14 protein-coding genes and 1 pseudogene are annotated in these 19,134 nt (G+C 63.1%); 2 read left to right on the forward strand and 13 right to left on the reverse strand.

The genetic code is table 11. The annotated features are described in order from the left end of the window. Positions 1-189: 189 nt before the first annotated feature. From NKJ93_RS11770 to NKJ93_RS11795, 6 genes are all read right to left on the reverse strand, one after another. A complete protein-coding gene (locus NKJ93_RS11770) occupies positions 190-519 on the reverse strand; it encodes a DUF736 domain-containing protein (protein WP_023717052.1) in 330 nt (109 codons plus the stop codon). Between the two features lie 785 nt (positions 520-1,304). Beyond that, positions 1,305-2,240: a DUF2493 domain-containing protein gene (locus NKJ93_RS11775; RefSeq protein ID WP_023717055.1), complete on the reverse strand. Its 936-nt coding sequence runs from the start codon at positions 2,238-2,240 to the stop codon at positions 1,305-1,307. Positions 2,241-2,552: 312 nt separating this feature from the next. Beyond that, entirely contained in the window at positions 2,553-3,599 is a 1,047-nt protein-coding gene (locus tag NKJ93_RS11780) for a DUF7146 domain-containing protein (protein WP_352589102.1), read from the reverse strand. Next, complete coding sequence (locus NKJ93_RS11785) at positions 3,599-7,957, reverse strand: strawberry notch-like NTP hydrolase domain-containing protein (RefSeq protein ID WP_352589105.1); 4,359 nt, start codon at positions 7,955-7,957, stop codon at positions 3,599-3,601. The genes NKJ93_RS11780 and NKJ93_RS11785 overlap by 1 nt, the downstream gene beginning before the upstream one ends. 362 nt (positions 7,958-8,319) lie before the next feature. Continuing rightward, positions 8,320-10,440, reverse strand: coding sequence for a ParB/RepB/Spo0J family partition protein (locus tag NKJ93_RS11790; RefSeq protein ID WP_352589107.1), 2,121 nt, complete (start codon positions 10,438-10,440; stop codon positions 8,320-8,322). Positions 10,441-10,677: 237 nt separating this feature from the next. Then, positions 10,678-11,619 (reverse strand): ArdC family protein, encoded by a 942-nt coding sequence (locus tag NKJ93_RS11795; protein WP_023717060.1) that lies wholly within the window; start codon positions 11,617-11,619, stop codon positions 10,678-10,680. A 506-nt stretch (positions 11,620-12,125) separates the two neighbouring features. Between NKJ93_RS11795 and NKJ93_RS11800 the strand changes: the two genes are divergently transcribed. Together NKJ93_RS11800 and NKJ93_RS11805 are read left to right on the forward strand one after the other, a co-directional pair. Then, complete coding sequence (locus tag NKJ93_RS11800) at positions 12,126-12,557, forward strand: excisionase (RefSeq protein ID WP_245278500.1); 432 nt, start codon at positions 12,126-12,128, stop codon at positions 12,555-12,557. Continuing rightward, on the forward strand, positions 12,554-13,612 hold the full coding sequence (locus NKJ93_RS11805) for a tyrosine-type recombinase/integrase (RefSeq protein ID WP_352494345.1): 1,059 nt from the start codon (positions 12,554-12,556) through the stop codon (positions 13,610-13,612). Before NKJ93_RS11800 ends, NKJ93_RS11805 begins: the two co-directional genes overlap by 4 nt. A 228-nt stretch (positions 13,613-13,840) precedes the next feature. Here NKJ93_RS11805 and NKJ93_RS11810 read toward each other — a convergent pair. From NKJ93_RS11810 to thiC, 7 genes and pseudogenes are all read right to left on the reverse strand, one after another. Then, positions 13,841-13,984, reverse strand: a pseudogene (locus NKJ93_RS11810) (ribosome small subunit-dependent GTPase A); the annotation flags it as partial. Then, positions 13,980-14,741: a hydroxymethylpyrimidine/phosphomethylpyrimidine kinase gene (locus tag NKJ93_RS11815; RefSeq protein ID WP_023717062.1), complete on the reverse strand. Its 762-nt coding sequence runs from the start codon at positions 14,739-14,741 to the stop codon at positions 13,980-13,982. The pseudogene NKJ93_RS11810 and the gene NKJ93_RS11815, both read right to left, overlap by 5 nt. Next, the gene (locus tag NKJ93_RS11820; protein WP_023717063.1) at positions 14,732-15,337 is read right to left on the reverse strand and encodes a thiamine phosphate synthase; all 606 of its coding nucleotides are present in this window, start codon (positions 15,335-15,337) and stop codon (positions 14,732-14,734) included. The genes NKJ93_RS11815 and NKJ93_RS11820 overlap by 10 nt, the downstream gene beginning before the upstream one ends. Continuing rightward, the gene (locus tag NKJ93_RS11825; protein WP_352494344.1) at positions 15,334-16,107 is read right to left on the reverse strand and encodes a thiazole synthase; all 774 of its coding nucleotides are present in this window, start codon (positions 16,105-16,107) and stop codon (positions 15,334-15,336) included. Before NKJ93_RS11825 ends, NKJ93_RS11820 begins: the two co-directional genes overlap by 4 nt. A gap of 3 nt (positions 16,108-16,110) precedes the next feature. Then, positions 16,111-16,308 carry a sulfur carrier protein ThiS gene (thiS, locus tag NKJ93_RS11830; RefSeq protein WP_023717065.1) on the reverse strand — a complete coding sequence of 66 codons (198 nt, stop codon included), beginning with the start codon at positions 16,306-16,308 and terminating at the stop codon, positions 16,111-16,113. Next, positions 16,277-17,278, reverse strand: coding sequence for a glycine oxidase ThiO (gene thiO / locus NKJ93_RS11835; RefSeq protein ID WP_352589110.1), 1,002 nt, complete (start codon positions 17,276-17,278; stop codon positions 16,277-16,279). The genes thiS and thiO overlap by 32 nt, the downstream gene beginning before the upstream one ends. After that, positions 17,275-19,110 carry a phosphomethylpyrimidine synthase ThiC gene (gene thiC / locus NKJ93_RS11840; RefSeq protein WP_352589113.1) on the reverse strand — a complete coding sequence of 612 codons (1,836 nt, stop codon included), beginning with the start codon at positions 19,108-19,110 and terminating at the stop codon, positions 17,275-17,277. The genes thiO and thiC overlap by 4 nt, the downstream gene beginning before the upstream one ends. Positions 19,111-19,134 lie beyond the last annotated feature (24 nt).

Consider the following 19,134-nt stretch of genomic DNA (forward strand, 5'->3'; position numbering starts at 1 on the left):
CGCGGGAAGCACCGCGAATTTTCGATGATCGGCGAGGCAACATGCAAGAATGAAGTCGCCAGTCGCGAACACGACCGGTAGTCGCCCCACAGTCCGACGGAGCTCGTTGCGCAGCGACTGCGCTCAACTTGTCGGATGAAAGGAGATCGGCCCCGCCCTGTTCGTCCGGGCGGAGCCTTGGTCGGGCCCTTACTCGGCGTTGCGGCGCCCGTTGGGGCGGGACCAGATGAGGCTGAAGCCTTCGCCTTCCTCATCGTTGAAGAGGTTGGCGTAGATCGGAGCAGTGAAGCTCGGATCGTCCAGCTTCATGCCGAGATAGTCGCGGCCGTCATTGGAGCGCTTGGACCATGCGGCGCCGATCTCGACCTGCCCGACGAAGACACGGTGGCTGGGGGCGCTGTCGCCAGAGCGGTTGGTCTCGGGCACGACCCGGACGTTCTTGGTCTGGAGCGAGAGGGTCACGATTTCGCCGGTGAACTCGTTGTTGCCGGCCCTCTTGAAGGTTCCGATTATCGCCATGAGTTTTCTCCTTGAACTCTGTTTCGAGCCCGCACCGTTGCGGCCTCGATGGCGATCGGCGGGCCGGGGGCGATCGACGCCGCATCGCTTGCGACCGCAGCGCCAGCGGAGGATGGCAGCCAGGCGACTTTGTTGTTTGGCGAGGAATGACGGCGTAGCCGGCAGGGGAAGAAAGTCGATCGGCGCCATTGCGGCTTAGGCGATCGAGGCGCAGCCGATCTTCGGCCAGATCAGCCCATTAAAGAGGCCGTTTGGAGCGGCCCACCAGATAGAGACATCAACGGAGAACCTGGCGATACCGTCGCTGGCGAAATCCCGGCTACGACGATCAGCGGCGTCGATGCTCCTCTGTACAGGCATCGCGAGTCGCAAGCTGTTGTCAGCACCGCGCTTAAGACACGGTTCAAGTCACGGCTGACGTGCATCGCCGGATATCCGCGATCTTTGGAACGAGACGGCACGCCGTGGTGGATTCGAGCTGTGCGTCGCGCCATGCCGTGTCAGCGACAACGCTAACAATGCGACGGCCGGTCAGAAACAAGCATCCTGCCCACGCCGGTTGTTCGGTGAGTTCGCCCAGATCCAGCCCCTGTTCGGTTGAACAGGCGTCGTTATTCGCAGCTGTGATGCCAGCTGCGACGCAGCTGAAACGTTGACGGCAAGCGTGACGGCGTCGCGCGCCTTTGCTAGGGCGCGGACTTGAGTATCGCATAAGACGGGCGGCGCCGCGCTGCCCCATCGCGGCCGTATCGTACAATCGAAAAAAGGGTAGGGGCGGGCAGCGCTTACGCGCCGCCTCCCTTGGGGCGGAAGTCGAGGACTGGGATGCCGAGCTTTTTTGCCTTGTCAGCAAGATTGTCCTGAATTCCGGTCCCGGGAAAGACGATGACGCCTATCGGCAGCAACTCCAGCATTGCGTCATTGCGCTTGAACGGGGCGGCTTTGGCATGCTTTGTCCAATCAGGGGCAAAGCCGATTTGGGGTACCTTGCGATGGTCTGCCCAACAGGAGGCGATCTTTTCGCCACCCTTCGGCGATTTCCCGTGCATCAAGACCATGTCTGGATGCCGGGCGTGGACCTGGTCGAGCTTGGCCCAGATCAGCTGGTGGTCATTGAAGTCGAGCCCAGCGGTGAAGGCGATTTTCGGGCCAGGTGGCAGAAGGACTTCCTGCGAGGCGCGTTTCTTGGCGCTGAGAAAGTCGCGGCTGTCGATCAGCGCAGAGGTCAGGTTGCGGTGGTTGACCATCGATCCGCTGCGCGGTCGCCAACTTGATCCGGTGTGGCGCTCGTAGTGCTCCGCGGCCTGATCACGCATCAGTTCGAAGGCGCATTGGCGTTCGATCAGCGTCTGCCCTTCGGCTGTCAGGTGTTCCAGCTCGACGGATTTCACTTCGCTGCCGTCTTGCTCACGCTGGCTGCGGCGTTGCGCCTGCTCGTTGTGGTCGAGTTCGCGCTCGATTCGATCTGCGGCGCGGTGAAAGATGTTGACGGTCGACCACAGAAGATCGTCGAGATCGGGCTCGAGGCGACTGTCTTGCAGTGCCACGATGAGGGCGTCGAAGATGTCAGCGATCGCGCCGGCGACGCAGTGCCCCTCTGGAAGCGGTCGAGGATCAGGCTCATCTGCGAAGGGTCGGTAGCCATAGAGCTGGAGTTCGGTGAGGACTTGGTCGATGGGTGAAGACGAGTGCTGTGGTTCGTAGTCGTCATGCTCGCTCATTAGATGCTCCGCCGGTTGGACCGCGACCTCGCGGCCTTCATGGCGACGGAAGCCGGCGGACGGGACGGACCTGCACCCGCAGCGAAGCGAAGGGCCGGAGTGTCAGCGGAGGAGGGGGAAGGCCGGCTATTTTGCTTCGCGATGGAAAGCGCTCCCTTGGGAGCGCGCCGGAAAATAGTCGGCCGAAGACATTGCGGGTCCGGGTCGTTTGCTGGCCGATCGCCCTCTCGAAGGCCCGCAGGCGCGGTTCTCTCCGACTTCGGGGGGCATTCGAGCGATGCAAGCGACAGCGGACAGGTTGTTCGTTTCGAATTATCCCGCCACTGCCATGAAACGGGCGATGTCCTGCGGGGCGAGCTGGACACGCGCGCGTGCTCGAAGATCATCCACGCCAAGCGTACAGAGATCTTCGTTGAAGTCTCCAAGTGCCGGCGAGAGCACGATCGCCTCAATCCCGGCAGCATTCGCTCTTTTGATCAAGGTGTCACGCGCGCTGTCGCCGGCTGGATCGGCATCGCGCACGATGTAGAGCCGTCTCAGCGTGAGGGGGAACAGCATGGCAGCGAGATGGGCTGCCGAGAGTGCCGCTGCCATAGCCATATCGGGCAGGATGCACCGAAGCGACAAGACGGTCTCGATGCCTTCGCCGCCCGCCATGACGTCGCCCGGCAGGCCAAAGCGAACCGCGTGACCGAGAAGATCGCCCATCGCGCGCTTCGGCGTACCGACCGGTGCCTTGCCCCTGCCGGAAGGATCAAGCCAGGTGCGATGTGCGCCAGTCAAATGGCCGTCGAGATCGGTGACGGAAGCGATCATCGCCGGCCAGGTCTCAGTCGGCGCATGTTCGTGGGGCCGGTAGTAGCAGCGCGGGTGAAAACGCAGGCTTTCGGTCCCGTGCAAAGCGGCAATGCTGCGGTTGCGCAGATACGCCTCTACGACCGTACCCGCAATCGGCTGCGACATCGCAAACAGCCGACGCGCTGCTTCCGATGATCCGGATGGCGTGTCTACCGATTTCGGCCGGGGAGAAATCTGCTCTGGTTCGGGATGCGGCAAGCCGAGAAACGTCATTGCTTCATTCGCAACGTCCTTGAAGTTGCTGAAGCCGCGGCTTTCGCGAATGACGTCTAGAAGGTCGCCATGCTCGCCAGTCGCCGCATCGGCCCACTTGCCGGCGGCTGCTTTTCCGTTCGCTGACCCGACGAGCCGCACGAACATTGAGCGGCCCGGCGTGTTTTGCACATCGCCGACAAGCCAGTAGCGGCCCTCGCGATGCCCGTTCGAAAGATAGTAGCGACAAACCGCCTCAGCGTGCCGGCCGAGGCGGTGCGCCAGTTCTGACGCATCGTGGCGGGCCATCACGCATCCTCCCGCGTGTCGATGCGCTGGACTGGATAACCCTTCAGCAACTTGCCCAGAATTGCGGGTCCAGATGCGTCGGCGGGCACGAACATGCGCAGCTTCCAGGAGATGATCTCTCGGAAGAGGCCGTAAGCCGAAAGACGGTCACGCATTGTGTCGTTGAAGCCCGTCAGCTCGATTCGGCTGACGCCCATGAGGCGGCTGCGCCGAAGCTGCAGACCATCGACGAGGTCGAGGATCGTTCGACCGCCCAGAAGCGCAACGAAAGCATCACTGGCTGTGATCGAAGGCGAGCTTGTTGCCAGTGCGCCCGCGATCCATGCTGGCGGGACCTGACGACCGATGATGCGCTCGCCATCGTCAGTCTGGAGCCGGTACACACGTGAGAATTCCCTGGGCAGACGCTTCCAGATCGGCAGCAGCATGCCGGCAACGACATGGATAGTGCTGTCCGTGAATTCGGGCACGTCAGCCGTCTCGGCACTCCAGGCGTCAGCGAATGCAGCCTGCTCAGCCTCAACCCAGTGGCTCTCCGCCATCATCTTCAATGAGGCCTGATGGTGCTCCATCGGCCGGATCAGCCGGACTCGCCATTCGATCTCGCCGTTGTCGAGCATCAGCGCTGGCGCTGGCACCTGTACGGCGGCGCGGCCGGATCGGTTGTTGACCAGGAGCTTCGCGCGGGGATCGTGAAGCTGAGCAAGGGCATCGGCAAGTGAAACGGGTCGGTTGCGCTTGCGCTGGGCGATGGTCAGCAGTCGCGTTTCCGCACCGGTGGCGGCATGGACATGGATGACGCGTCGCTCGGTGACGACGAAGCTCTCCGCACGCAGTGTTTCCAAGCCGATGTCGTAGGCACCGGAGGCGATGGCGCCCTCGATTTTCGCATTCAGCAATTGCTCGAAGGCCGTAAACAGGGCGGTTTGAAGCGGGATGGTAAGCGCCAGCAGCCGATTGAGGAAGGTCGTGATCGGCGGCAGCTCGTCCTTGATGCCGGTGGAATCCGTCAGTGTTAGGCCGGTCGCTTCCTCGAACATCTGGAGTGAGCAGCCGTCCACCTTGCCGCGAACCAGCAGCAGGTAAAGCTGCCGCAGCGCGTCGCGGGCATAGTGCGACTCCAGATTGTTCTCAGGGCGAAATAGGCCCTGGCCGCCGGTCTGGCGCTGGCCGCGCGTAATGGCGCCCAATGTGTCGAGGCGCCGGGCTATCGTCGAGAGAAAGCGCTTCTCAGCCTTCACATCGGTCGCAACCGGCCGGAACAGCGGCGGCTGCGCCTGGTTCGTGCGGTTGGTGCGCCCCAAGCCCTGGATGGCGGCATCGGCCCTCCAGCCCGGCTCGAGCAGATAGTGAACTCGAAGGCGGCGGTTCTTCGCAGTGAGATCAGCGTGATAGCTGCGGCCAGTGCCACCGGCGTCGGAAAACACCAATATGCGCTTGCAGTCATCCATGAATGCCTGTGCCTCGGCGAGATTGGCCGATCCGGCGCGGTTTTCGACGACAAGGCGATCGATGCCTCGAGTGCTGGTCTTGCGCACGATGCGGCGCGACCGGCCTGTCACTTCCGCTACGAGGTCGGTGCCGAAGCGCTGTACGATCTGATCGAGTGCCCCCGGGACGGGGGCGAGTGAAGCGAGTTGCTCGATGAGGTGATCGCGGCGGGCGACCGCTTCGCGGCTCTCGACGGGCTGGCCGTCACGATAGACCGGACGTGACGACAAATTGCCTTCGCTGTCGGTGAACGGCTCGTAGAGTTGCACGGGGAAGGAATGCTGCAGATACGAGAGGACATATTCGCGCGGCGTGATGTCGACGCGAACGTCGTTCCATTCCTCGGTTGGAATTTCCGCGAGGCGCCGTTCCATCAGCGCCTCGCCGGTCGAGACGATCTGGATGACGGCGGCATGGCCTTGATGGAGATCGCGCTCGATCGAGCGTATCAGGGTCGGCGTCTTCATGCCGGTGAGCAAATGGCCGAAAAAGCGCTGTTTCGTGCTCTCGAAAGCCGAACGTGCAGCCGACTTTGCCTGACGGTTCAGTGTCCCGGTCTCGCCTGTGACGTTGGCGGCCCGCATCGCGGCGTCGAGATTGTTATGAATGACGCTAAACGCTCCGGCATAGGCGTCGTAGATGCGGGTCTGCTCGGAGGTAAGCTGGTGCTCGACCAGCTCGTATTCGACACCATCGTACGAGAGCGATCGGGCCGTATAGAGACCGATTGCGCGGAGGTCTCGGGCCAGCACTTCCATGGCGGCAACGCCGCCAGCCTCGATCGTCTCGACAAATTCGGCCCTGGTCGCAAAGGGCAAATCGTCGCCACCCCACAGGCCCAAACGCTGCGCGTAGGCGAGGTTGTGGACGGTGGTTGCTCCCGTCGCCGAGACATAGACGACGCGGGCGTTCGGCAGGGCGTTTTGGAGGCGGAGCCCGGCGCGTCCCTGCTGTGAGGCGGCGACGTCGCCGCGTTCTCCCTTCCCGCCTGCCGCGTTCTGCATAGCGTGGCTCTCGTCGAAAATGATCACTCCGTCGAAGTCGGTGCCCAACCATTCGACGATCTGCCGCACGCGCGAGATCTTCTCACCGCGTTCGTCGGAGCGCAGCGTGGCGTAGGTGGTGAATAGGACCCCTTGATCGAGGCGGATGGCCTTGCCCCGCGGGAACCGCAACAGCGGCGTGACCAGCAGGCGCTCCATGCCGAGAGCAGACCAGTCGCGCTGGGCGTCTTCGATCAGCTTGTCGGATTTGGAGATCCACATCGCCTTGCGGCGGCCCTGCATCCAACTGTCCAGGATGATGCCTGCTGACTGGCGGCCCTTGCCGGCGCCCGTCCCGTCGCCGAGCATGAAGCCCCGGCGGAATCGCACGGCGTGCGCGGCATCGTCGCGCGCGGCAGAGACAAGGTCGAAGGTGTCGTCCACCTTCCAGGAACCGGTGAGGAACTCCGAATGGGCCTCGCCGGCATAGATGACTGTTTCTAGCTGCGCGTCGGACAAGAGGCCGTCGCTGACAACCTTGGCAGGAAGAATCGGCCGGTAGCTCGGCTTCGGCGGGGCAACGGATGCCATTGCCGCCGATTGGACCAGCTTGGTCGGATGCGGATGGGCGCCCGGAATGCGGATCGCCTGCAACCCGTACTCCTCATAGATGCCATCGGTGATGCGCCTACTTTCGGCAGGCGTCCAGTCCAATGTCTCGTAAGCAAGCGCGGTGCCTTCCGGCTCGGCAAGGCTGCGCACCGGAGTGGGACCGGCGGATCTGGCGAGATAGCCGCGCACGCCGCGCGCGGTGGGCCCCGTCGCCTTGACGGCGGGCACGAAAGCCGAAGCGCTGACCGGCAGTCGCGCGGGAACATGCTTGTCAATCCAGGCGATCAGTGTGGCGACATCGGGCGCCATGCCGGCCGATGCTGGAAGGGTGCCTCGTTTGTCGGCCGGCAGTTTGTCGATGACGGTCAGCCGGGTCTCGACGGTGGTGCCATGCCTGGCGTAGACGGCGCCGTCGATCGCGGCGGTGAACACGACGCGACCGCGCTCCTGGAGCCTGACGAAGGACTCGCGCCAGATGGGCAGCTCTGGGGAAAAATTTGCGCCAGTGATTGCGACAAGCCGCCCGCCCTCGGCGAGCCGGGCCAGCGCAGAGGCGACGTGACGATAGGCAGCGTCGGACACGCGGCCGCTGACGTTAGCAAGCACCGAGAACGGCGGGTTCATCAGCACGACGCTTGGTGCAATGCCGGGATCGAGATAATCATCGATCTGCGCTGCGTTGAAGCGAGTGACGGGGATGGCCGGAAAGAGCAATGAGAGAAGCCCGGCGCGGGCCTCGGCCAGTTCGTTGAGCAGCAACGTGCTGCCACTGATCTCGGCCAGAATAGCAAGTAACCCGGTGCCGGCGGAGGGCTCAAGCACGCGGTCGGCAGGGGTGATTGCCGCGGCAGTAACGGCCGCCAGACCGAGCGGAATGGGGGTGCTGAACTGCTGAAGCGCTTCGGTCTCTTCGGAGCGGCGCGTGTGAGTTGGGAACAGGCCGGCGATCTTGCCCAGCATCGGAAGTGCGGCGGCCGCAGAACCGGCTTTGCGGAAAAGCGACTTTCCGTATTTGCGCAGGAACAGCACCGTCGCGACTTCGCAAGCGTCATAGGCTGATTTCCAGTCCCATGCGCCGGACGCATCGGAGGCACCGAAGGCAGCTTCCATGGCCGAGCGAAGGCTCGAGACGTCGACGCGCTGACCGCGTTCGAGATGGGGCAGAAGAAACTGCGCCGCGCTGTGGATGGCGGCAGCTGGTTCGACAGCCGGGGATGAGACAAGCGGAAGCGGCACTGCCGGAGCGGCAGTCTTCGAAGAAACATCAAACATGGAGAAAACCTCGAGGAGAGCGGAACGGGAATGAACCGGGCGGCCCTCTCTCTCGACCAATCCGGCTCAAATCCGCCCTGGCCGGCCTCTCCCCTCTGGACTGCGGTCCTGCCGATAACGATCCTTCTTCGATCCAGGCGCTGCGCCGCTACCCGCCGTCAGCCCAACGACGACAGCGGCAACGCGGTTGGCAGCCCGGGGCGATATCTTGGCACGCAGTGGGGACGGCGGGGCAGCAGCCGCCGAGCGAGAAGGACGCGGCTGAAGCGGCCAATTAGCTTTGCCCGTGTCTGAGAAAGTGAGCGTCCGGCAGCGGTAGGAAAGGGCGCGGCGCGGGCCGCACCCGCTCCGCGCGAGGCGATCTATTCAGCGGCCATGTGCGGTTCGCTGTCTTCAATCTGCGCATCGTCGTCTGAGAGGAATTCGGGCAGCTCTTCCCCATAGCCGTCGGTGCCGGCGCCGTTATCAGCGCCAGCGCTGCCGTCGAGGTCGACCAGGCGCAGCGGCTCGGGCAGCCAGCCACTATCGGTCAGCAAGCGCTCGGCTTCCTTCGCCATATCTCCCTTTTTCAGATGCTCGATTAGCTGCGCGGCCTGTTCGCCCTTCGCCTCTCGCACCGCCTCGAGAATGCGGGACTTGGTGATGCGGCCGAGATAGTTTTCGACTGTCGGTGTCCAGCCGGCGTCAACCATATCGAGACCGACCGCGCGTGCCAGTCGATCAGCTTGCGCGATCCGCTGCCGAACGCCGTGTGCCGAGACAGCGCCGCCATAGCGGTCGCCTTTCTCGTGGAGCGCGTTCACGCCGTAGCTGACGCAATGGGCGAGCAACGCCGCGCGGCTGGTCTCATCAAGTGAGGCGATCCAGTCCCAAAGTGCATCGTCCTCGGTCGGCAGGTCCGATTTCCAGCCCTCATGGCGTTCGGCCACCGATTTCGCCGAGGGGCTGTCCTTCAGGTCACCTGCCTGCAGAGGGAAGAAGACGTGACGGATCGAGGCCTCCAGGCACCCGTTCGTGGTGCGGTGCTGGAACGTGTCAGTGACCAGCTTGTGCAAGAGCGCTGTCATGGCGACGTGAGGGTTGCCGGCAACCGCATCGCGCAACGCCAGTGTCCGGTGTGCGGTCAACTCTGTCATCAGTCGGTCCGGCAGGGGCTTGACCGCATCGTCCTCGTCTTCCTCGCACTCGACAGCCTGGCCGCCAATGGTGACAACGGCACGGTGCACCGACGAGCTGTCGGCAGCTCCGGACCTGCCGTCCCTTTTCGATTCATTCGCGCCGTCAAATGACATCAGCGGCACGTCCTCAGGCCGGAGAAAGCCGCGGTCGACCGAGAGTGAGCCGTCAGTGTCGATGCTGACGAACGCGCCGGCGACGGCGATGTCGGCCGGATCGAATTGCCTTGGGCGCTTGTCGAAATTGGCGAGCGCGGTCTCGATTTCACCGAGTCGCTGATCGACGTCTTCGGGCAGCTCGTCAGCACCCTCATATTCGGTTTCAAGCTTGGCATGCTCGGCGTTGAGGGCATCGATGGTAGCCTGCTCCTCGGCAGAGAGATCGAGCGGATCACTCTGCAGATGATACAGCCCACGCGTTGCGTCGTAGGGGAAGCTGATGGCGACCTCGACCCACTTCCAACCCTCGGCTGCAACTTCCTGGGCAACCGCCTTGAGCTTCTCTGTGACCAGGCGGTCCAGCAGCGCTGCATCCTGCAGCCAGCCGCCGTCATCCGACTGGAACAGGTCGTGCATGACGATACCACCCGCGGCCTCATAGGCGTCGGTCCCCACGAAGACGGCGCGCTTGTCGGAGGCGCGCACCGTCGTTTCGGTCAGCATGCGCCGGATTTGATAGGGCTCTTTCGACCAGGCATCCCTGATTGCCTCCCAGATCTGCTCCTGGCGAGCGCGGTCTTCAGAGACCGTGAAAGCCATGAGTTGCTCCAGCGTCATCCCGTCATCGGCATACACATCGAGCAGCACTGGGGAGACAGAAGCCAGCCTAAGCCGTTGCTTAACAACGTTGACCGGCACGAAGAAGGCTGCGGCAATCTCCTCCTCGCTCATGCCTTTTTGGCGCATGTCCTGGAAGGCGCGAAACTGATCGAGCGGGTGCAGCGGCGCTCGCTCAATGTTCTCGGCGAGCGACACCTCCTCGGCAACGATCGCGCTGTGACGGGCGCGCACGACACAGGGCACGAGGGCGGTCTTGGCGAGGCGCTTTTGCTTCACCAGCAGCTCAAGCGCGCGGAAGCGCCGGCCTCCGGCAGGCACCTCAAACATGCCAGTCTCGTTACCGTCGCTGTCGACGACGGGCAAGACGCTGAGGCTCTGGATCAAGCCGCGGCGGGCGATCGAGGCCGCAAGATCCTCGATCGAGATGCTGACCTTGACGCGCCGGACATTGGACTGGGAGAGCACCAGCTTGTTGAACGGAATGTCGCGCGAGGACGACAGGGTGATCTTCTGAACGGCAGTAGCCATCGGGATGTACTCCGCGACGGGCGGCCGAGAGCCTCTCTCTCGACCTCCAAACCCGTCATGAGAATTCCGTCACTCCTCGCCCTCTGATGTGCTCGGCAGCCACGCGACACTTGTCGCGGAGCAGCAGGTCGGTCCTGGCGCTCTGCAACGACTTCGCCGCAGCGGGGTCCGGCATCGAGGCAGACTTCGGTCATGAACGCATCCGCAGGAAGACGCCGAACTGGAAGCGGGCGGCCATTACGCTGCCTCCCGCCGATCGTCGTCAGCGGCCACTTTGTCCGGCAAAAAACCCAAGAGATAATCCGCAGCCCTGCTTGCCAGAGAGGCGGCGCGAACGATCGCACGGTTATCCTCGCGCAGCACCTCCAGCCACGAGCCGATATAGTCGGCGTGACGCACGGTCGGCGTGATGCCCAGCGAGGCGCAACAGAAAGCCGCACATATCTCGGCAACCAGCTCTTCGAAGGCATACTTCTTGGTGCCGAAGGAACCAGACAAATCCCGGTTGAGGCGTGAGGCATGACCGGTGGCGTGCCCGAGTTCATGCAGGGCGGTCCGGTGCCAATTGATCGGCTCGAAGTAGGCTTGGGGTGGCGGGACCCGCACATAATCGTGGGCCGGAGCGTAGAAGGCGCGGCTGCCACCAACCCGGAAATCGATCCCCGTCTGCTTGATCAGCCTCTCGACCTTCGGCTCGATCAGGCCGGGTAGGGGCGGGTGCGTGGCCATCGCAACATCGTCGGGCAGCCCGTCGCACTGCGCGGCGTTGAACACCGTGAAGCGTTTGAGGAATGGGATCGATCGGGCTTGCTCGCCGGTTTCGCGGGTACGCTTTTTCTCGTCGTCGGGCACGAACCGATGGGCGTAGACGACTGTCGTTCCATGCTCACCCTTGCGGACGCTACCGCCAAGCGCGAGCGCCTGGCGGAAGGTCAGCCAGCTCTGTCCTGAAAAGCCCTGCTCGATCACCGAACCCCAGAGGATCAGGACATTGATTCCAGAGTATTGCCGGTCGGTGGCGGCGTTCTTCGGCATGGCGAGCGGCGCCTTCGCAGCTGCCATTCCCCATGGCTGAACCCAGGGCAGCCGACCGGCCTCCAGCTCGCCGATGATCTTGCTGGTGATGTCCTCATATACGCTGGCCCGCGTCGGGGCAGCTTGGTGCCGATGCTTGGTCATTGCGAGTCTCCGCGCCGGGCGCCGGGAGCCTCTCTCCCAGCCTTCAACCCGTCAGTGCGCCAAGCGCGGCCCTCCAACTTTATGAACTCAAATGAAGATTTCGGTTGCCGACCAACTCCGAGGTGGAAGACACCATTCGAAACCGCAGCGTGAGGCGATCAGCAGAACCCACTAGCCGGGCGCACGGGAGTAGGCCCAAGCGACCCGGCAGTGAGTCCATGAAAACGGAAGCCGCACAGACAGCCGAAGCCAGTCAGGAGCGGTTCCACCGGCCACGGAAGTGGGGAGCCAGCCGAAAGGCTCGTGGAGTGCGCGTCAGCGCAACCGTTCCGATTAGCAGGTCAAAGGAGCATCTTTGCCGCAGGCGCTCCAGTCGGCGCTTTTCGCAGCCGTATATTCAGAGAAAAGATCGTGCGGCAGGGCATCCGGAATGGCGAGACAGAAAAGTGTGCTCAATGCGAACCGCGATCCGTCTGTTTCCGAGCGAAACTATCGGACCATAGAGATTGGCTGAGGGCTCCGTTTTGAAAATCCCCGACCAATTCGACGAGACCACGCCCCTGCGCGTCGCGATTGCAGCACGAATTGCCTTTCCCGATGGCTCGATGTGCGCAGCAGGCCTACGCAAGGAACGTGACGCCGGCCGACTTGAAACCGAGCTAATCGCAGGAAAGGAGTACGTCACCTTGCTGGCGATCACCAGAATGAGGGAACTATGCCGCGGGCGTCGAAAGGGCCACGCCTCGTCTGGCGCGGCGAAAGCTGGAAAAAGGACGGAACACTCCGAAACAAAGCTGGATGGTTTATCCGCGATCGAACAACGTTCATCAGCGCTGGCAGCGGCGAAAAGGGCCATCCAGGACCTGAAGCTGAAAAGGCGCTCGCGGTCTACATCGCCAGCAAGTACCACCGAGCGCGCGGTGCCGAAGATGTCTTGATAGCCGATGTCGTCAGCGTCTACCTGAGAGAGGTTGCACCGAAGCATGCCGCGCCGGAAGAGACGGCGGCTCGGCTAGACAACATCCTCGATTTCTTCGGTGAAAAGACCCTCGCCGCTATTAACGGCAAACTCTGCCGCGACTACGCCGCGTCCTGTCCCACAGAAGCCGTTGCGCGCCGCCAACTCGAGGATTTTCGTGCAGCCATCAACTACTATCGCAGGGAAGGTTACACGACTGCCGCACCGACGATTGTCCTGCCCGACAAGGCTGGTGCACGCGAGCGCTGGTTGACGCGCAGTGAAGCGGCCGCTCTCATCTGGGCAGCTTGGCGTATGAAGCAGAAATGGAAGGGCCAGGAGAGCGGCCGGCGTACCGGACGACACCTCGCCCGCTTCATGCTTGTCGCGCTTTATACAGGAACACGCTCTGCCGCAGTCTGCGGCGCCGCCGTCCGTCCAACCAAAGGGCGTGGTTATGTGGACCTTGACCGCGGCATCTTTTACCGCCGTGCCGATGGCGCAAAGAAGACCAAAAAACGCCAGCCGCCCGTGCGCCTGCCGGACCGGCTATTGGCTCACCTCCGCCGCTGGGCGTGCACGGATCTCGATATCAGAACCAAGGCGCGCGGCAAAAGCGCAAATATCGGCCGAAAAATATCGCAAGATTTTGTCGTGGAATGGAATGGAAAGCCGGTGGTGTCGGTAAAGAAGAGCTTCAGGAGAGCTCGCGAGGCAGCCGGCCTCGGTCCCGACGTCACTTCGCACACGCTTCGCCACACCGCTGCGACCTGGCTGATGCGGGCCGGCGCCGACATGTGGCAGGCGGCGGGCTTTCTGGGCATCACCGTGGATGTCCTGATCGATACTTATGGCCACCATCATCCCGACTTCCAGGCAGACGCCGCCGAGAAGATCGCCAAGAAGCAGGTCGCCGCCGAGGCGACGAAATCGGTCTCAGGACAGATGACAATGAAACATGAACTCGGCAGGGGGGGCCCTATGTTTCCCACCCAAAGCTCGAAAGGAAACGCGATCATTGCGAAGCAAGCGTGACGATCGGGCCCAAAAAGCTGCGGCTTTGCTGGTAGCGCACATCGTTCGGGACGATGGGGTCGCAGGTTCACGCTGCCACCCGCACCACTTTCTCTAATTTGGGTTGGGCGGTCACGCCGTTCGAATCCACTCCGACTCCCCGGACTGAACGAAACTGCGAACTACGAGCTGCCGATCCCCTCGAAACAAGAGGACCAGCTCTCCTCCTTCATGAATGATCGCTGCGACCGCGGCCGAATTGCTTCCACGAGGTCCGGTTCGAACCGCCGTGTTGTTGCGATTTTCGTCTAAGAGTTTGCGCCAGCGAGCAAGACGCTCAGGATCCAGCATACTAGCGGCCAAAGCTGCTTGTACCGCATAGCCGGGTTCATTCTGCTCCATTCCTCTGAAACGTGGCGAAGACAACCCGCTTGCTTTCGCGCACGCAGTCTTCAAGCGGCTTCGCCTTCGCCAGATGCGCCGCAATCGCGCTGGCCAGTATGCAACCTGTTCCGCGCATTGATGTGGCAAGGCGCGGTGTATCGACGTGGATGGGTTCATGATCGGAGCGTAATAAAATATCGGTCGATCGGAGTCCCGAGGCATGCCCACCCTTGATCAGCAGGGCCTGAGGGCCGGCGGCCAACAGTCTTTGTCCTTGTCGGAGCGCATCGTCCTCATCCACTGCCAGTTCGGAGCCAATAAGGTGCGCCAGTTCGGGAAGGTTGGGCGTGACAAGGCAGCAAAGCGGCATCAGATCGCGCTTCATGACAGCGATAGCGGCTGCCTGTAAGAGCGCCCGGCCTGAGGTGGAGGCCAGCACTGGATCGAGTACTGCCGGCACCTGTCGATTTTCGCGCAGTACGGCGGCAACCGCAGCGATGGTCTCGGCTGTTCCGAGCATGCCGATCTTGATTGCCGCCACTTCGTTGGCCTGCAGCGCGGCGCGCATCTGATCAGCCACCAGGCTTGGTGGCGAATGAAGGATTTCCAGTACGGCGTCGTGCGTTTGCACTGTGAGCGCGGTGACAGCGAGGCAGGTGCGCACGCCAATGGAAGAGATCGTCTCGATATCGCGTGCAATTCCAGCCCCACCGCTGGAGTCTGATCCGCCGACCACGAGCACATGCGGTTCTCGCCTCAGCGCCATGGCTTTGTCTTTTCGATCCATTCTCGCGTGCGCGCTTCGGGATCGGCATTCAAGGTGATGTCGGTGACCACCGCGGCGCTGTCCGCACCAGCCTCGAAGACACCGTCGAGCCGGTCGGGGTTGAGGCCGCCGATGGAGACCAATGGGATCGGCGCCACCCGATGCTTCCACTCGCTGATCCGCTCGAGCCCTTGCGGCGCCCATTTCATCTGCTTCAGGACGGTGGGATAGATGGGGCCGAGCGCGATATAGTCGGGCTCGGCAGCGATGGCCGTTTCCAGTTCGAGATGATCGTGCGTGCTGAGCCCAAGCTTCAATCCGGGGTACTTAATCGCCAGCAGGTCGGCCGCAGCCAAATCCTCTTGGCCGAGATGGACGAAGTCGCAGCCTTCCTCAATGGCGAGCCGCCAATGGTCGTTGACGATCAGTTGGCAACCATGGACCGCGCAGACGCCGTTCGCGCGGCGGATTTCCGTCCGCAACGTGGCCTCGTCCCTATCCTTGATGCGCAACTGAACCAGCTTGACGCCAAGCGGCACCAGCCGTTCGATCCAGGCGGCGCTGTCGACGATCAGGTAGAAGGGGTCGAGCTTCATGAAAAAACTGCCCTGCCAATTGTCGGCGTCGACGGCACGGCGACGTCCTGCGGTTCGAGCATTCCCGAGTTGAAAGCTTCACGACCGGCCTCGACCGCCTTGCCGAACGCACGCGCCATGCCGACCGGATCGGCCGCCTTGGCGACTGCGGTGTTCAGGAGTACGGCGTCAAAGCCGAGCTCCATGACGGTTGCCGCGTGCGACGGCCGTCCGAGCCCCGCATCCACGATCAGCGGAACGCCTGGGAAATGTGCGCGCATCGAGCGCAGCGCCGGAATGTTGATCGGCCCGAGGGCGGAACCGATCGGTGCACACCACGGCATCAGAACCTGGCAGCCCGCCTCCAGCAGTCGCTCGGCGACGACAAGATCGTCGGTGGTATAGGGGAATACATCAAAACCGTCCTCGCACAGGATGCGGGCGGCCTCGACCAGCCCGAACACGTCCGGCTGCAGCGTGTCGTGGTTGCCGATCACTTCGAGCTTGATCCAGTTGGTGCCGAAAACTTCGCGCGCCATCTTCGCGGTCGTGACCGCTTCCTTGACGGAGTGGCAGCCGGCAGTGTTGGGCAGGATTCTGACGCCGAGCGAGCGGATCAACGACCAGAATTGTTCGCCGGCCCTGCCGCCTGCCATCTCACGGCGTAACGAGACGGTTACCGCCGAAGCGCCCGACGCCTTGACGGCCTCGGCAAGGATGGCCGGCGATGGATATTGAGCGGTGCCGAGAAGCAGGCGGGAGGCAAGCGACGTTCCGAGAAGATCGAACATGGCCTAGCCTCCCTGCATCGGTGAGAGGATTTCGATCCGGTCGCCGTCGCTCAACCGGAATTCCGCCCGGTTGGCTTTGTGCACGAGTTCGCTGTTGACGGCCGTTGCCAGCCAATCGCCTTCATAGTCGAGCGCCGCAAGCAGCTCGGCCAGCGTGGTGGCTGCAACCTCATGCACTTTGCCGTTGACCGTCAGTTTCATGAGCAAGCTCCTTCGTTCCGTCTTGATGGAAGACCAGGTCGGCCGCCTGGCGCGCCATGGCAGGGGCGAGAAGAAAGCCATGGCGATAAAGCCCGTTGACTGCGACGGTGCTTCCATGTGCCTCGACACGCGGCAGATTGTCGGGAAAAGCAGGACGGACGCCGACACCGGTTTCAACGATCCCGGCCTCGCCGAATGCCGGATGGAGGGCATAGGCGGCACCCAGAAGCTCCATCATCGAACGCACCGTGGCCGGCTCGGCGGACCCGCTCTCGATCATGGTCGCACCGACCATGAAACACTGGCCGGTGCGCGGCACCACATAGAGCGGAAAGCGCGGATGAAGCAGCCGGACCGGGCGCGACAGCGAGATGTCGGGCGTGCGCAGGATCAGCATTTCGCCGCGAACGCCACGTAGCCGGTCATCGATGGCTGCCATTCCCGTGCAGTCGATCTGATGATCGAAACCAAAAACATGCCAGACCTCGGTGCCGAAGTGAAACTCGACACCCATGGCTGCGAGCTTGTCATGAAGCGCTGCCATCGCCTGACGCGGGTCGAGATGCGCCTCGTCGGAGAAGAGCAATCCGCGCCGGAAGCGGCCGGCGAGGTCGGGCTCCAGGAGCGCAATTTCGTCTTCATCGACACGCCGATGGCCCGAGGTGCGGCTGGCGAAGCGGTCGATCTCGCCCGTATCGCGCGGCGCGGCCACGACCAGCGTTCCGGCCCGCGTCACCTGGCCGGGGGTTGCGGCATCCCACCAGTCGGCGGCACCGCGCCCGAGATCCAGCACCGGCTGCTCGGCGCTTTCGCGCTCGCACCATGGCGCCAACATGCCGCCGGCGAACCACGACGCATTGCCCCCAAGGCCAGGCCTTGTCTCGGCAACGGAAACCGCCGCGCCGCGTGCGGCGAGCTCGAAGGCGGCGGTGAGGCCGGCAACGCCGGCCCCTTTGACCAGCACCTTCATGATGGCTCACGTGGCTGAGGTATGAGCGGTGCGCCGGTCTCGTCCGCCGGCAGGTAGAGATCGCCGCCCTCGCGGTATTTCGCCGCCATCGCCGCCATGCCCTCCTTCTGCGCTTCGGTGCGGATGTCGTGGGAAATTCGCATCGAGCAGAATTTCGGCCCGCACATCGAGCAGAAATGCGCCAGCTTGTGCGCCTCCTTGGGCAAGGTCTGATCGTGGAAGGACCGCGCGGTTTCGGGATCGAGCGACAGGTTGAACTGGTCCTCCCAGCGGAATTCGAAGCGCGCGCGGGAAAGGGCATCATCCCTGACTTTCGCCGCCGGATGACCTTTTGCCAGGTCGGCGGCATGGGCGGCTATCTTGTAGGTGATCACGCCGATCTTGACGTCGTTGCGATCGGGAAGGCCGAGATGCTCCTTGGGCGTGACGTAGCAGAGCATGGCGGTGCCGAACCAACCGATCATCGCCGCGCCGATGCCGGAGGTGATGTGGTCGTAGCCCGGCGCGATGTCGGTCGTCAGCGGCCCAAGCGTATAGAACGGCGCCTCGCCGCAGACGGCGAGCTGCTTGTCCATGTTCTCCTTGACCTTGTGCATCGGCACGTGGCCGGGGCCTTCGATCATTACCTGGCAATCCTTCGCCCAGGCGATCTGTGTCAGCTCGCCGAGCGTCTCCAGCTCGGCGAATTGTGCTGCGTCATTGGCGTCGGCGATCGAGCCAGGACGAAGGCCGTCGCCCAGCGAAAAGGACACGTCATAGGCGCGGCAAATGTCGCAGATCTCGGCGAAATGTTCGTAGAGGAAGCTTTCCCGGTGATGATGCAGGCACCATTTGGCCACGATCGAGCCACCGCGCGAGACGATGCCAGTGACCCGGTCAACGGTCAGCGGGATGTAGTGCAGCCGCACGCCCGCATGGATGGTGAAATAGTCGACGCCCTGTTCGGCCTGTTCGATCAGCATGTCGCGGTAGACCTCCCAGGTCAGGTCCTCGGCGATGCCGCCGACCTTTTCGAGCGCCTGATAGAGCGGCACCGTGCCGATCGGAACCGGCGCGTTGCGGACGATCCAGTCGCGGATGTTGTGGATGTTGCGGCCGGTCGACAGGTCCATCACCGTGTCTGCGCCCCAGCGGATCGCCCACACCATTTTTTCGACCTCTTCAGCCATCGACGATGTGACGGCGGAGTTGCCGATGTTGGCGTTGATCTTGACCAGGAAATTGCGACCGATGATCATCGGCTCGCTCTCGGGATGGTTGATGTTGGCGGGAATGATTGCGCGTCCGCGCGCCACCTCATCACGCACGAAATCCGGCGTGACGAAATCGGGCAGTGTCGCGCCGAAAGCCTCGCCGTCGCGCTCAAGCTTGCCGTGCAGGATCTCGCGACCAAGGTTCTCGCGGATGGCGGCGAACTCCATTTCGGGTGTGATGATGCCGGCGCGCGCATAGGCAAGCTGCGTCACCGCCTTGCCTGCTTTGGCTCTGAGCGGTTGATGGCGAATGGGAAATTCCGGCGTCAGGCGTTCGCCCGTCGCGAATCCGTTGTCCTCCGGCCGGACATGGCGGCCGTCATAGGCCTCGACATCGCCGCGCGCCGTAATCCATTCGTGGCGAAGCCGTGCAAGGCCATTTTCGATGCTGGTTTCGACAGTCGGGTCTGTATAGGGGCCGGACGGATCGTAGACGGTGACGGGCGGTTCGCCGGCCGTCGGATGGACGGAGATTTCGCGCATCGGCACCCTGATCTGCGGGTGGATGGCACCGGGCTTGTGGATTTTTCGTGAGGCGGGCAGCGGTCCCGTCGAGACGGCGGGGGTGAGGGCATTCATCTTGAGGCTCCTTTGCTCGTTGCA

The sequence above is a fragment of the Mesorhizobium sp. M0028 genome (genome assembly GCF_040323855.1).
Classification (GTDB): Bacteria; Pseudomonadota; Alphaproteobacteria; order Rhizobiales; family Rhizobiaceae; genus Mesorhizobium.